11 protein-coding genes are annotated in these 13,081 nt (G+C 75.6%); all 11 read right to left on the bottom strand.

Annotated elements, in window-relative coordinates:
• Nucleotides 1-96: 96 nt before the first annotated feature.
• Nucleotides 97-2,658, bottom strand: coding sequence for an FtsX-like permease family protein (locus ACZ4WZ_RS29165; RefSeq protein WP_467894958.1), 2,562 nt, complete (start codon nt 2,656-2,658; stop codon nt 97-99).
• Nucleotides 2,658-3,437 (bottom strand): ABC transporter ATP-binding protein, encoded by a 780-nt coding sequence (locus ACZ4WZ_RS29160; protein WP_467894956.1) that lies wholly within the window; start codon nt 3,435-3,437, stop codon nt 2,658-2,660. The genes ACZ4WZ_RS29165 and ACZ4WZ_RS29160 overlap by 1 nt, the downstream gene beginning before the upstream one ends.
• Before the next feature lie 206 nt (nt 3,438-3,643).
• Nucleotides 3,644-4,339 carry a hypothetical protein gene (locus ACZ4WZ_RS29155; RefSeq protein WP_467894953.1) on the bottom strand — a complete coding sequence of 232 codons (696 nt, stop codon included), beginning with the start codon at nt 4,337-4,339 and terminating at the stop codon, nt 3,644-3,646.
• Between the two features lie 435 nt (nt 4,340-4,774).
• On the bottom strand, nt 4,775-5,596 hold the full coding sequence (locus tag ACZ4WZ_RS29150) for a 4'-phosphopantetheinyl transferase superfamily protein (protein ID WP_467894952.1): 822 nt from the start codon (nt 5,594-5,596) through the stop codon (nt 4,775-4,777).
• A 30-nt stretch (nt 5,597-5,626) separates the two neighbouring features.
• Entirely contained in the window at nt 5,627-7,015 is a 1,389-nt protein-coding gene (locus tag ACZ4WZ_RS29145; RefSeq protein WP_467894949.1) for an alkaline phosphatase family protein, read from the bottom strand.
• Entirely contained in the window at nt 7,012-8,211 is a 1,200-nt protein-coding gene (gene eboE / locus ACZ4WZ_RS29140; protein WP_467894946.1) for a metabolite traffic protein EboE, read from the bottom strand. The genes ACZ4WZ_RS29145 and eboE overlap by 4 nt, the downstream gene beginning before the upstream one ends.
• 21 nt (nt 8,212-8,232) lie before the next feature.
• Nucleotides 8,233-9,090: a TatD family hydrolase gene (locus ACZ4WZ_RS29135; protein WP_362474144.1), complete on the bottom strand. Its 858-nt coding sequence runs from the start codon at nt 9,088-9,090 to the stop codon at nt 8,233-8,235.
• A gap of 78 nt (nt 9,091-9,168) precedes the next feature.
• Nucleotides 9,169-9,843, bottom strand: a complete 675-nt coding sequence (locus tag ACZ4WZ_RS29130) for an EboA domain-containing protein (protein ID WP_467894943.1) — start codon at nt 9,841-9,843, stop codon at nt 9,169-9,171.
• On the bottom strand, nt 9,840-10,736 hold the full coding sequence (locus ACZ4WZ_RS29125) for a sugar phosphate isomerase/epimerase family protein (RefSeq protein WP_467894941.1): 897 nt from the start codon (nt 10,734-10,736) through the stop codon (nt 9,840-9,842). The genes ACZ4WZ_RS29130 and ACZ4WZ_RS29125 overlap by 4 nt, the downstream gene beginning before the upstream one ends.
• Nucleotides 10,733-11,719, bottom strand: coding sequence for an SCO3242 family prenyltransferase (locus ACZ4WZ_RS29120; RefSeq protein WP_467894940.1), 987 nt, complete (start codon nt 11,717-11,719; stop codon nt 10,733-10,735). Before ACZ4WZ_RS29120 ends, ACZ4WZ_RS29125 begins: the two co-directional genes overlap by 4 nt.
• The gene (locus ACZ4WZ_RS29115; RefSeq protein WP_467894937.1) at nt 11,716-12,924 is read right to left on the bottom strand and encodes an inositol-3-phosphate synthase; all 1,209 of its coding nucleotides are present in this window, start codon (nt 12,922-12,924) and stop codon (nt 11,716-11,718) included. Before ACZ4WZ_RS29115 ends, ACZ4WZ_RS29120 begins: the two co-directional genes overlap by 4 nt.
• Nucleotides 12,925-13,081 lie beyond the last annotated feature (157 nt).

Genomic DNA, 13,081 nt, shown 5'->3' with positions numbered 1-13,081 from the left:
CCCCCCCCCCCCCCCCCCCCCCCCCCCCCCCCCCCCCCCCCCCCCCCCCCCCCCCCCCCCCCCCCCCCCCCCCCCCCCCCCCCCCCCCCCGCGCCGTTACTGGCGCGAGCCGATGACGTCCGCGGGGCGGCCCGTCAGGGCGAGGCGGCCCGGGACCAGCGTGGCCAGGACGGTGAGCACCGCGGCGAAGCCCAGCACCCCGAGGTACATCCAGGGGTCGATGGACGGGGACGCGGAGCCCGTCATGCCGATGCTGAAGGCGGTGAGCACCGCGAAGGCGATGCCCGTGCCGAGCACGGTGGAGATGAGGACCACCAGGGCGGACTCGATCCGGAGCATGCCCATCACCTGCCGGCGCGTGGTGCCGACGAGCTGGAGCAGGGCGAACTCGCGGATCCGGTCGGAGACCGACATGGCCAGGGTGTTGACCACGGCGATCGCGGTGAAGGCGATGATCAGGCCCATCGCGACGTAGTTCACCTCGGCGTTGGACTGCTGGACCTCCGCCTGCAGGTCCTCGACCTGGTCACGGTCGAGGACGCCGACGCCGGGCAGGGCCCCGACGGCCTTCTGCAGCTCGGCCCGGCCGGGCTTGCCCTCGCCCTCGGTCTTGACCAGCAGCGAGGAGGCCAGCGGATTGTCGACGTGCTTGACGACCAGCTCGTGGGACATCGTCAGGTCGCCGAAGCCCAGTCCGCGGTCGTAGACGGCCGCGACGGTCAGCTCGGTCTCGGTGCCGTCGCCGAGGGTCAGCTTCAGCTTGTCCCCCGGCTTCTTGCCCAGGTTGTCGGCCGCGACGTCGCTGAGGGCGACCGACCGCGCGCCGAACCCGTCCAGGCTGCCGGCGCTGACGCCCGGGTCCCAGGTGCGGGTCAGGCCCTCGGTGGACACGCCCTGCGCCGGGTACTTCTCCAGGCCGACGCGCACGGAGGTGCGTACGACCTCGGTCACCGCCGACACGCCGGGGACCCGGCGGAGGCTGTCCGCGGCCTGCGCGGGCACCCCGGGGCCGGCGGAACCGACGACCCAGTCGGCCTTGTTGCCGGCCTTGGCCTGGGCGGTGGCCGCCGCGCCCATCGTGGTCTGCACGAAGAACACCGTGCAGGCCATGCCGATCAGCAGCGCCAGCGGGGTGACCGCCGCGGACAGCCGCTTGGTGTTGGCGCGGGCGTTGGCGGTGGCCAGGTAGCCGCCGACCCGGGAGGCCCTGAGCGGGATCCCGAGGACCGCGACCGCGATCCGGGCGATCAGCGGCCCGAGCAGCGACACCGCCACCGCGAGGACGACGACCGACAGGAAGGTCACCGGAGTGGAGGCGGGCTCGCTGCGCAGCGCCGACAGCACCGCGAGCAGGACGACGCCGCCCGCCAGGAACGCGGCGCCGGCACCGAGCCGGCCCCAGGCGAAGTTGCGCTGCTCCATGGCCGCCTCGGACAGGGCCTCGGCGGGACGGATGCGGGCGGTGCGGCGGGCCGAGATCCTCGCGGCCGCCCAGGCGCCCAGCAGGGCCGCGCCGATCGCCGCGAAGAACGGGAAGACGCTGAAGGTGACTTCGAGGGTGTCGGGGATCGCCTTGAAGCCGACGAACTTGCCGTGCAGCCAGTAGGCGATGGGCAGGCCGGTGACGGAGCCGAGCACCCCGGCGAGGGCGCCGACGATCAGCGCCTCGCGGCCGATGAGCTGGCGGACCTGCTTGGGCGTCGCCGCGATGGCGCGCAGCAGGGCCAGTTCGCGGTAGCGCTGCTGGATGGACAGGGCGAAGGTGCCGACGACGACGAGGATCGCGACGAGCAGCGAGGTGCCGCCGATGGCACCGCCCATGGAGACCAGCTTGATCCGCGCCTTGGCCGCGTCGAGGAACTCGACCGGGCCGCGCTCGCCGCCGGTGACGACCTGGGCGGTGGTGCCGTCGAGCGCCTTCTTCACCTGCGCGGCGAGGTCCGCGGTGGACACGCCGGGCTTGGCCAGCACACCGACCACCGCGACCTGTCCGGCGCGGCCCGACAGCCGCTCGGCCTCGGCGTCCGAGAAGAACAGCGAGGTCTGCTGTTCCAGGTCGCCTCCGGCGGGGGCCGCGATACCGCTCACCCGGTACGTGCGCGGCGAGCCGGTGGCCTGGACGGTCAGCTCGGTGCCGGGCTTGATGCCGGCCCGGCGGGCCAGTTCGCGGTCGACGACGACCTCGTCGGCGCCGGCCGGGGCGGCGCCCTCGGACAGCGTGAAGGGGGTCAGGGCGGCGGAGGTCCAGGCGTGGCCGTAGGAGGGCTTGCCGTCGACCCCCGGGACGACCTGCCCCTTGGGGCTGACCGCGTACGCCGGGAAGGTGATCTCGGGCAGCGCGGCCTGGACTCCGGGCAGCGAGCCGAGGGCGGTCGCGGTGTCGGCGGGCAGCCAGACCCGCTCGCCGAGCGGCTTCTCCTTCTCCTTGGTCTTGGTCTTGTCGCCCTTCTTCTTGACGGTGACCTGGTGGACGTTCTGGTCACCGCCGACGATCACGGGGGCGCCGGCGTAGCGCTCGGTGCCGATCTCTCCTCTCAGACCCGTCTCCAGGAGGATGCCGCAGGCCGTGACGAGCGCGGCCGCGCAGAAGAGGGCGAGGAAGGCCCCGATGAAGCCGCCCTTGCGGGCGCGCAGGGTCTGCAGGGCATAGCGCAGCATCAGGCCCACGCTCCCAGGTGTGTCATGCGGTCGGCGACGCGGTCGGCGGTGGGGGCGTGCATCTGGTCGGCGATGCGGCCGTCGGCGAGGAAGAGGACGGTGTCGGCGTAGGAGGCGGCGACCGGGTCGTGGGTGACCATGACGACGGTCTGGCCGGTCTCGTCGACGCAGGACCGCAGCAGGGAGAGGATCTCCTTGGCGGTCACCGTGTCGAGGGCGCCGGTCGGCTCGTCACCGAAGATGACGTCGGGGCGGGTGATCAGGGCGCGGGCGATCGCCACGCGCTGCTGCTGGCCGCCGGAGAGTTCGGCGGGCCGGTGGGTGGCCCGGCCGCCCAGGCCCACACGGGTCAGGATCTCCTCCAGCCACGCCGGGTCGAGGCGTTCCCCGGCCAGGCGCAGCGGCAGCTCCACGTTCTGGCGCACCGACAGCGCCGGGATGAGGTTGAAGGCCTGGAAGACGAAGCCGATGCGCTGGCGGCGCAGCTTCGTCAGCTGGGTCTCGTTCATCCCGCCGAGCTCGGTGTCACCGATGTAGGCCTTGCCGCTGGACGGCTTGTCCAGGCCGGCCGCGCAGTGCAGGAAGGTCGACTTGCCGGAACCGGAGGGTCCCATGACGGCCGTGAACGAGCCGCGCTCGATGCCGACCGAGACTCCGTCCAGCGCGCGCACGCCGCGCCCGCTCTTTCCGTACTCCTTCACGACCCCGTCCAGGCGCAGCGCGAACCCGGGGGATCCGGTGCTGCTCTGCCCACGGAGGCTGTTCGTCTGGGTCCGCATGCGCGACCAGTCCTTCCCATGCGTTTGAGGGGGGTATGCCAGCAGCCCCATCCGCCCAAGTCGGCGGATGCAACACGCCGATCCTTGGGGGCGGACCTATATTCCCTCTACGCGGGAAGGCCCCGGCCGCACGCTTTCGGCCGGGGTGGTGCCCTCCGGCCGGAACCATGCGGTCCGGGGCTGGTTCGGTGGATGCCGGCGGACGGTCAGCGGGTGGGGGCGGTGCGGCGGCCGCGGGTGAGGCGGTGGGCCAGGGCCGCGAGGGTGGCGACGCCGCAGAGGGCGTAGCAGGCGACGACCCAGCCGGCGGGGGTGCGGCCGGCGCCGAGTCCGTGCACGAGGCCGGCGGCCCAGCCGGCGTACGCGAGCCCGTGGAGGACGCGGAACGGGCGGATCCAGCGGCGGGTGGCGAAGACGCCCCGCCACAGGCCGGTGAGCAGGGTCAGTACGAAGAGCTGGGCGGCCAGGGTACCCAGGTCGACCAGGAGGTCCCCGCTCCCCCAGCCGAGTACGGCGTCGACCGCGTCGATCTTCCGTGCGGCGACCTTGACGCCGATGTGGACGAGCAGGAAGCCGACGCCGGCCAGGCCGGCCGCGCGGTGCAGGAGCTGGGCGAACTGCCGCTGGGCGGGGGTGAGTACGTCACGGAAGACGGTGGCGAGGCCGAGCATCACGGAGCCGGTGAGCGCGACCAGCGCGAAGACGCCGGCCATGCGGTCCAGGAACTCCTGGACGGCGCCGCCGGCGAGGGGACCCGCGCACAGCAGCAGGGCGGCGGCGAGGAGCCCGCCGGTCACCGCCGCGGCCCCGGGGGCGGGGGTGTGCGGGGGCCCGGTCCGGGCGGGGGCCGGGGCGGCGGGCGCGGGGGGCGCGGGGGCGGTGGGGGTGGCGGACTGGGCCATGGGGAGCTCCGGATGAAGTCGGTCCTCCGTGCGGGGAGGTCGGCCGGACCGGGCCCGGACCCCACGGGGGAGGGATCCGGACCCGGAGCCTGGTGGTGGATGCCGGGGCCCTGCCGGGCCGGGGGCCGGCAGGAAGCCGGAACCGGCGGAGGCGAGGCCCTGGCGGGTGCCCGGGTCTGGTGGAGGAAGGCCCCGGCTCGGGCCCGTGGCCCGGCGAGGCAGGGCCCGGCAGAGGCCCGAACCCGGCGGAGGCCGGGCCCCGCGCGGGCCCCGGACGCCGCGAGGCAGTGCCCTGGCGGGGACTCGAACCCGGCCGGAGGCCGGGCCGGGCGGGGGCCGAACCGGCCGGGACGGGCCCTGGCGGGGGCCCGAACCCGGTCGGGGGCGGGCCCTGGCGGGGACCCGTGCGGCCGGGGACGGGCCCCCGGCGGGGGGTCAGGCCGGGCGGTGGCGGTGGACCGGGCCGAGGGGGGAGCCGTCGACGGGGCGGGCCAGGGAGGCCGACCAGTTGCCGTCCAGGTCGAGGTCGTCGATCTGCCATCTGCTGACCTCGCCCTGGTAGCCGTGCTCCACCTCCACCGGCCCCGGCCTGCCCGGGCTGACGTCCAGGGCGTTGAGGTCGATGCCGAGCAGCCCCAGCCCGACCCCCTTGAGCACGGCCTCCTTGCGGGTCCACACCCGGTGGAAGGCGGCGGTGCGCTCCGGCCCGGCGGGCAGCGACAGGATGTAGGCGTGCTCGGCGGGCGCGAGCACCACATTGGCCAGGGAGCCGGACTCCACGGGCCGCAGCGCCTCGACGTCCACCCCGATCCAGTCCCCCGCGTGCAGGGCCAGCACCCCGCAGCCGCTCGTGCGGGTCAGGCTCACCGCGAGCCCGACGGCGGGGCTCGCGACGGCCGGCGGGCCGTGCTCGAGGTCGCCGCAGCCGGGGCAGACGCGGCGGCCGAGCGCCACCGTACGGGCGTCCACCCCCAGCAGTGCGCCGATCGCACGCCGGGCGCCGGCCCGGGTCCGGACGAAGGCGGCGGCGTCCTTCTCGGCCCGGTAGCGGCGGGCGCGTACCTGCTCGACCTCGTCGAGCAGGTCGAACTCGGCCTGGTCCACGCGGTCCTCGAGCGGCCACCACCACACGTGCGCCTCGCCCGTGGCGCGCAGTCTCGCGGCCTCCCGTGCGGCCGGTCCGGGCACGGGCAGCACACCGGTCGTGGCGGTGTGGTCGACGCGGCCGCGCACGGCGGTCAGGGTCTGGCTCGTCATCGGGTCCTCCTCTCCCCCTTGAGGGCGTTGTCAGGTCAGTCCGCCGAGGCGCAGGAGCAGGTCCTTCACCTCGGTGGCGTGGTAGCGGGGCCGTTCCTGGGACGGGTCCGAGCAGAGCAGCACGGGCGCGTCGCGGTCGTCGCCGGGCAGCCGTCCGTGGCTGCCGCGGACGCAGCCCGGGTCGAGCGGCACCACCTGGAGCGGTGCGCGCATCCCCGCCTTCTTCTTCAGCACGGCGAGGGCCGCCCTGGCCTTGGCGGCCGGATCGGCGGGGTCGAAGAACAGCTCGGCCGGGTCGTAGCCGGGCTTGCGGTGGATCTCGACGCCGCGCGCGAAGTCCGGGGCGCGCTGGTCGTCGAGCCAGTAGTAGTACGTGAACCAGGCGTCGGGTTCCGACACGGCGACGAGCTCGCCCGCGTTGGGGTGGTCGATGCCGTAGTCGGCCTGCTGGGTGCGGTCCCAGACCTCGTCGACGCCGTCCAGGGACTTCAGTACGTCGCGCACGCGCGGGACGTCGGCCGGGTCGGGCACGTACACGTGGGCGGCCTGGTGGTCGGCGACGGCGAACGCCCGCGAGGTGTACGGGTCGAGGTACTCCATCCCGCGCTGGGTGTAGACCGACAGGAGTCCCTCGCGGCGCAGCGCGCGGTTGATGTCCACGGGCCGGCTGACGGGTGAGATGCCGTATTCGCTGAGGGCGACGACGGTGGTGCCGCGGTCGCGCAGGTCGGCCAGGAGCGGGCCGAGGGCGGCGTCGGCCTCGCGGGCGGCCCGGACGGCCTCGGGGCTGTCGGGGCCGAACCGCTGGAGGTCGTAGTCCAGGTGCGGGACGTAGATGAAGGACAGGTCGGGGTCGCGGGTGTCCGCGACGTGCCGGGCGGCGCCGGCGATCCACCGGGTGGAGGCGAGCGAGGCTGTCGGCCCCCAGTAGTTGAACAGGGGGAACTCCCCCTGCGCGGCGGTCAGTTCGTCGCGCAGGGCGGCGGGGACGGTGTAGCAGTCCGGTGCCTTGCGGCCGTCGTAGTGGTAGACGGGCCGCGGGGTCAGCACGGTGTCCACGTCCGCGCCCATCGCCCACCACCAGCACAGGTAGGCGGTGGTGTGGTCCGGGTCGTGGCGGCGGGCGGCCTGCCAGACCTTCTCGCCCTGGACGAGGGCGTTGTGCTGGCGCCACATCATCACTTCGCCGTGGTCGCGGAAGTACCAGCCGTTGCCGACGGCGCCGTGCTCGCGGGGCAGGGTGCCGGTGGTGAGGGTGGCCTGGACGGTCGCGGTGACGGCGGGGAACACCGTGTCGAGCGGGGCGGTGAAGCCCTGCTCGCCGATGGCCCGGACGTTCGGCATGTGGGGCAGCAGCCGGGGGGTGAGGCCGACGGTGCACAGGACGGCGGTCTTCTTCCGCCGGACGGAGGGGGTCATGAGCCGGGCTCCTTCTGCGCGGCGGGTGCGGTCGGGGTCAGGCCGAGCGCGGTGAGCTCCCGCGCCGTCCAGGCGAGTTCGGCGGCGATGCCCCGGACGAGGCCGGCGTCGCCGACGGGCCGCGCGTCCTCGGGCAGCACGGACCAGGTGTACGTCTCCACCTCGACGTGGTCGGTGACGGCGTGGTCCCCGCCGAACAGGGTCCGCAGGGTGTCCCGCAGCACCGGGCTGGTGGAGGTCAGCGGCGGGGCCGGCTCCTCGTGCAGCGGCACGTGGTAGTGGATGCGCCAGGGCGCCTTGCCGGGCAGGGCTCCGGCCAGCGCGGGCCCGAGGTCGTCGGAGCCGTGGAGTCCGGCGCCGTCGGGACCGGCCTCTCGGGTCTGGTGCAGGAAGCGCGGTTCGGCGAAGGCGGCCAGGGCCTCCCGTACCCGCGGGTCCTGCGGGTCGGCGGCCTCCAGGGCGCTGGAGGCCTGGAGCTTGACCACCTGGAGCCCGGCCGCCAGCAGCCGGCCGACGGCGGTGTCGGGGTCCTCGTGCGCGACGGCGAGGTGGCACGCGTCCAGGCACAGCCCGATCCGGTCGTGGTCGACGTCGGACAGCACCTCGATGGCCTGCTCGGTGGTCTCCGCGACGCAGCCCGGCTCGGGCTCCACGGCGACGCGCACGGTGCGGCCGGTCTCGGCCTCGATCCGGGCGAGGCCGGCGGCGAGCGCGTCGAGGTTGCGGGCGGCGGCGGCCGTCCGGGTGCGGGACCAGGCGGTGCGCCACGCCAGCGGCAGGGTGGAGACCGAGCCGCGCTCGGCGTCGTCGGGCAGCAGTCCCGCGAGGATCCGGGCGAGGTTCAGGGTGTAGCCGAGCCGGGCGGGCTCGGACCAGTCCGGGTAGTACACGGCCCGCTTGACCACGGGGGCGTGGAAGCCCCGGTAGGGGAAGCCGTTGAGGGTCACCGTCTCCAGTCCGCGGGCGGTGAGCTCCCCGCGCAGCCGGGTGACGGCGGCCGGGTCGGCGGCCAGGGCGGCGGCGGCGTCGACCGGCAGCCACAGGCCGAGGCCGACGACGGGCTCGCCGGTGGCCCGGCGGACCGGTTCGGCGTACGTGTCGAGCTGGGCGGTGATCCCTTCCAGGGTTTCGGCGGGATGGACGTTGGTGCAGTAGGCGAGGTGGACGGCGGAGCCGTCCGGGTGGCGGAAGCGCATCAGGCGTTCCTTCTTCCCTGATCAGTTTCCGCCGCGGGCGATGGAGTTGCCCGCGTAGAGGCCGGCGGCCTGGACGTCCGTGTATCCGTCGAGGCCGAGCCGGCCGGACTGGGCGTAGAAGGCCACCGGGTTGCGCCACAGCACGCGGTCCACGTCGTCCTCGTCGAAGCCGGCGGCGAGCATGGCCTCGGCGGTGGCCCGGGTGAGCAGCGGGTCGCTGTGGCCCCAGTCGGCGGCGGAGTTGACGAGGATCCGCTCGGTTCCGTGCTCCTTGAGGATGGCGACCATGCGGTCCGGGGTCATCTTGGTGTCGGGGTAGATGGAGAAGCCCATCCAACAGCCGGAGTCGCGGACCTCGCGGACGGTGACCTCGTTGAGGTGGTCGAGGACGACGAAGCCGGGGTCGATGCCCGATTCGCGGATCACGGCGAGGGAGCGGCCGGTGCCGCCGGCCTTGTCGCGGTGCGGGGTGTGGACGAGCGCCGGCAGTGCGAACTCGACGGCGAGGGCGAGCTGGACGGCGAAGGCGTGGTCCTCGGCCTCGGTGACGGTGTCGTAGCCGATCTCGCCGACGGCGACGACCCCGTCCTTGGCGAGGTAGCGGGGCAGCAGGTCCAGGACGGGGGTGCAGCGCGGGTCGTTCGCCTCCTTGGGGTTGAGGCCGATGGTGCAGTGGTGGCTGATGCCGAACTGGGCGGCGCGGTACGGCTCCCAGCCGAGGAGCGCGTCGAAGTAGTCGGTGAAGCTGGCGGGGGAGGTCCGGGGCTGGCCCAGCCAGAACGCGGGCTCGACCAGCGCGCGCACGCCGGCGGCGTGCATCGCTCGGTAGTCGTCCGTGGTGCGGGACGTCATGTGGATGTGCGGGTCGAAGATGCGCATGGTCGGGGCTCCGGTCGGGGTCGGTGGTGCGTCAGTTGTCGTGGGTCGCCGGTGCGGCGGCCCGGCGGGCCGTGCCGGTCACGGCACCAGGGACCACAGGTCGGCCGGTACGGTGCGGTCGGCGGCGCGGCGCTCGGCGGCGAACCCGTGCGCCATCCGGGCGAGTTCGGCGTCGCGGCGTTCGTGCAGGCCGGCCACCTTGGCCAGCGGGATCCCGGTGAACAGGCACTTCAGGACGGCCTGGCGCCAGCGGTACTGGTCGAGGTGGGCCCGGGCGTAGGGGCCGAGGGCGGCGGCGATGAGCCGGTTGTCGTTGGTGCGTACGGCGTCGTCGGTGAGGTGCACGGCGCGGTCGCCGACCGGCAGGAACGGCAGGGCGCGCAGGACGCCGCGGCGTTCGGCGGCGTCGCCGTGCGCGTACCGTTCGGCGGCTTCCGCGGCGAGGGCGGCGCCGGTGGTGCCGTACCGGGTCAGGGCGAGCAGCAGGACGGTGCGTACGGCGTCCTCCACGGCCCAGTCGGCCCAGCCGGGCAGGGGGCCGCGGCCGTATGCGCGTCCGGCGGCCGGGAAGCGGCGGTCGAGGGCGGCGGGGCCTTCGGCGGCCACGGCGTCCGCGGCGGCGGTGAGCCGGGTGCGGTGTTCCTGGTCGAGGACGGAGCGCAGGGACTCCCGGAGGGTGCGCAGGGTCAGCGCGTCGTGCACGGCGCTGTCCGAGAGGGGGGCGGCGGGCGGGGCGAGGGTGGGGGCGGTCATACCGGTACGGCCTCCTTCTGTGGGGTCCGGCGCGGCGGGCGCCGGCCCGCGGTGGCGTGCAGGAAGGCGATGCTGTGGCGGGCCGTCTCCGCTCCGGCGTGGCTGTGGCGCGGGAGTTCGACGGAGACGAGCCCCTGGTAGCCGGCGTCGGCGAGGGCGCCGAGGACGGGCGGAAAGTCGATCTCCCCTTCGCCGAAGGGGAGGTGCTCGTGCGTGCCCCGGCGCATGTCCTCGATCTGGACGTGGGCGAGGCGGTCGGCGGCCAGGGCCACGCAGTCGGCGACGGGCCAGGGCTCCAGGCACCGGCAGTGGCCGAGGTCCAGGGTCAGCCGGAAGCGGTCCGGCCGGCCCAGGTCGGCCAGCAGTCTGCGGTAGCCGGTGAGGTCGGCGACGAGCATGCCCGGCTCCGGTTCGAAGGCCAGGTCGATCCCGGCGGCCTCGGCGTGGCCCACGGTCTCGGCGCAGCCGTCGACCAGCCGCCGCCACGCCTGTTCGCCGGTGGTGCCGGGATCGGCGGTGCCGCTCCAGAAGTGCACGGCTCCGGCGCCCAGTTCGGCGCCGAGGCCGATGGCGCGGCGCAGCAGGTCGAGGCGGAGCCGGCGGCCCTCGGGCTCGGCGGACAGCAGCGTGGGGCGGTGCTTGCGGCGCGGGTCGAGGAGGTAGCGGGCGCCGGTCTCCACGACGACGGCCAGGCCGGTGGCGTCCAGGGCGCGGCGGACCCCGTCGACGCGGGCGGCGAGGTCCGGGGCGTACGGGTCCAGGTGCTGGTGGTCCAGGGTGAGCGCGACGCCCTCGTAGCCGAGGTCGGCGAGCAGGCGCAGGGCGTCGCCGAGGCGGTGGTCGGCGAGGCCGTTGGTGCCGTACGAGAACCGGAGCGCGGCGGCTGCGCTCATGTCGGGGAGACCTTCCGGGCGAGGCGGCGCACCACCGGCAGGGCGGCGGCGAGGGTGACGGCGAGCCGGGGCGCTCCGGCCCGGGCGGCCAGGGCGGCCTGGAGGGGCAGGAGGGCGTGGATGCCGGCGCCGACGGCCCGGCGCACCTCGGGGGCGGCGGGGCGGCGTACGGCCCGGGCGAGGGCGGGTCCGTAGCCGGCGCCGTAAAGGGCGAGGGCGGCGCCCTGTACGGGTCCGGTGGCACGGGTGAGGGTGCCCGCGGCCGCGGCGGCCGAGGCCAGCGCGGTCAGGGCGGCCTCGTGGGGCGGGGCGCCGGCGACCTCGTGGCGGCTGAGCCGGGTCAGGGCCAGGGTGTGGCCCGCGACGGCGGCCGCGGCCGTGAGGGCCGGGCGGGCCGGGCCGGGCCCGGTGCCGTGCAGGACGTCGAGGGCCCGGGCGGCGGCCATCACGGCCGGGCCGAGCGGGGTGTTCTTGGCTCCGAGGTCGTAGGCCCACACGGCGGCGGCCAGGGGCAGGGTCCGGGTGAGGACGGTGCGGCGCCCGCCGGCGAGGGCGGCGGCGCCCAGGCCGGCGGCGGTGAGCGCGGCGGCCGTGGCGAGGGCGGCGCCGGGGGCGATCCGGCCGGAGGGCAGGGGCCGTTCGGGCCGTTCGACGGCGTCCGTCTCCCGGTCGGCCCAGTCGTTGAGGGCCATGCCCGCCCAGTAGAGGCAGACGGAGGAGCCGGCCAGGCCCAGGGTGCGGGGGCCGGCACCGCGTCCGGCGGCCAGCGCCCCGGCGAGGACGTCGCCGGGGACGGTGATCGCGGCGGGTGCCCGCAGCAGCTCGGCGTAGGCGCGCAGGGTGCGCCGGGCGCGGAAGGCCCGCCCGGGGAAGGGCGGCAGGCGCAGCGGCCCGGTGGGGGCGGTGGATTCGGGCCGGAGCGGCCGCCCGGCCGCGGCGGCCGTCGCGGCGGGGCTCACGGCCGGGCCCGCTGCCGGGGTCACGGCCGGGCTCCGGTCAGCGGGGCCGGCTGGGCCGGGGCGTCGGCGGGGACGCCGGCGGCCCAGGCGCGCAGGGTCTCGTACTGGAGGGTGAGGTTGTGCTCGGTGGAGCCGGCCGGGTCCTTGAAGAAGAAGCCGAGGGCGGGCAGCGCCCCGGACTCGCCGCGGCGGCCCGCCAGCGCGGTCAGCCGTACGAGGTCGAGGACCAGCGGGGCGGCCAGCGCGGAGTCGCAGCCCTGCCAGGTGAACTGCATGGTCATCCGGACGCCGAGGAACCCTTCGAAGGAGATGTGGTCCCAGGCGGTCTTCCACTCGCCCATCTCGGGCACGTTGTCGATGTGGACCTGGCCCTGGACGGCGTGGCCGACGGTCTCCTCGAGGCTGCGCTGCTTCGACTCGGTCTTGGAGCGGGCCGCCGCCGGGTCGGCGAGGGTCGCCCCGTCGCCGCCGCCGAGCAGGTTGGTGCCGGACCAGGAGCGCAGGCGCAGCGCGCGCTGGGTGAACATGGGCGCGAGGGCGCTCTTGACGAGGGTTTCGCCGGTCTTGCCGTCGCGGCCCGCGTGCGGGACGCGGCGCAGCCGGGCCAGTTCCTCCAGGGCGGGCAGGGCGGCGCCCGCCGAGGGGGTGAAGTTGACGTAGGAGAAGCCCGCGGTGAAGGCGGCGTAGGCGTAGAGGGAGCTGGCGGGCAGGGTCACCGAGCCGGCGGCGAGGGCCGCTTCGAGGGCGGCGAGGTCCAGGAAGGCCGGGTCGGGTTCGGGCAGCGGCTCCGTGGAGGAGACGTTGACCACGACGACCTGTTCCAGGGCGTGCCGGTCGCGGAAGGCGGCCATGTCCTCGGCGAGGCGGGCGGCGGTCCGGGCCTGGGACTCCCCCGGTCGGGGGGATCCGTCGCGGATCTCCAGCTCGGCGGCGGCCAGCGGGGTGTCCAGCGCCCTGAGGACGGACGCGGGCAGGACTCCCGCGTCCACGAGCTGTCCGGCCCTCGCCGACAGCGGGGTGCCGACGACGTCGTGGCCGCCGAACACCAGGTCGGCGAGGGCCGGGAGGGGCGCGTCCGCGAACGGGGGAGTTTCGGTGACGCACCCGACGGGGGAGGCGGCACCCGCCACGATGGCGGCGGCGCCGGCGATGGCGGCCGTGGCGACCGAGCCTCGCGCGCCGACCATCCAGACTCCGATTCGGGGTGCGGATCCGGTCGTGTGTCGCATGGTGTGCCATTCCTCCTGAGTCTTACGGGATGTGGGGGGTCCGGGGGGGGGGGGGGGGGGGGGGGGGGGGGGGGGAGGGGCTGGTCCCCTGCCCGTGGGGAGGGTAAGCCGAGCAAATACAAAGGGGCACTGGGGGGGGAGATGACCAATCCACTCC

The sequence above is a fragment of the Streptomyces sp. NPDC029122 genome (assembly GCF_055569445.1).
Note: the sequence above shows the minus strand (reverse complement) of the source record. Positions and strands in the feature narration are given on the sequence as shown.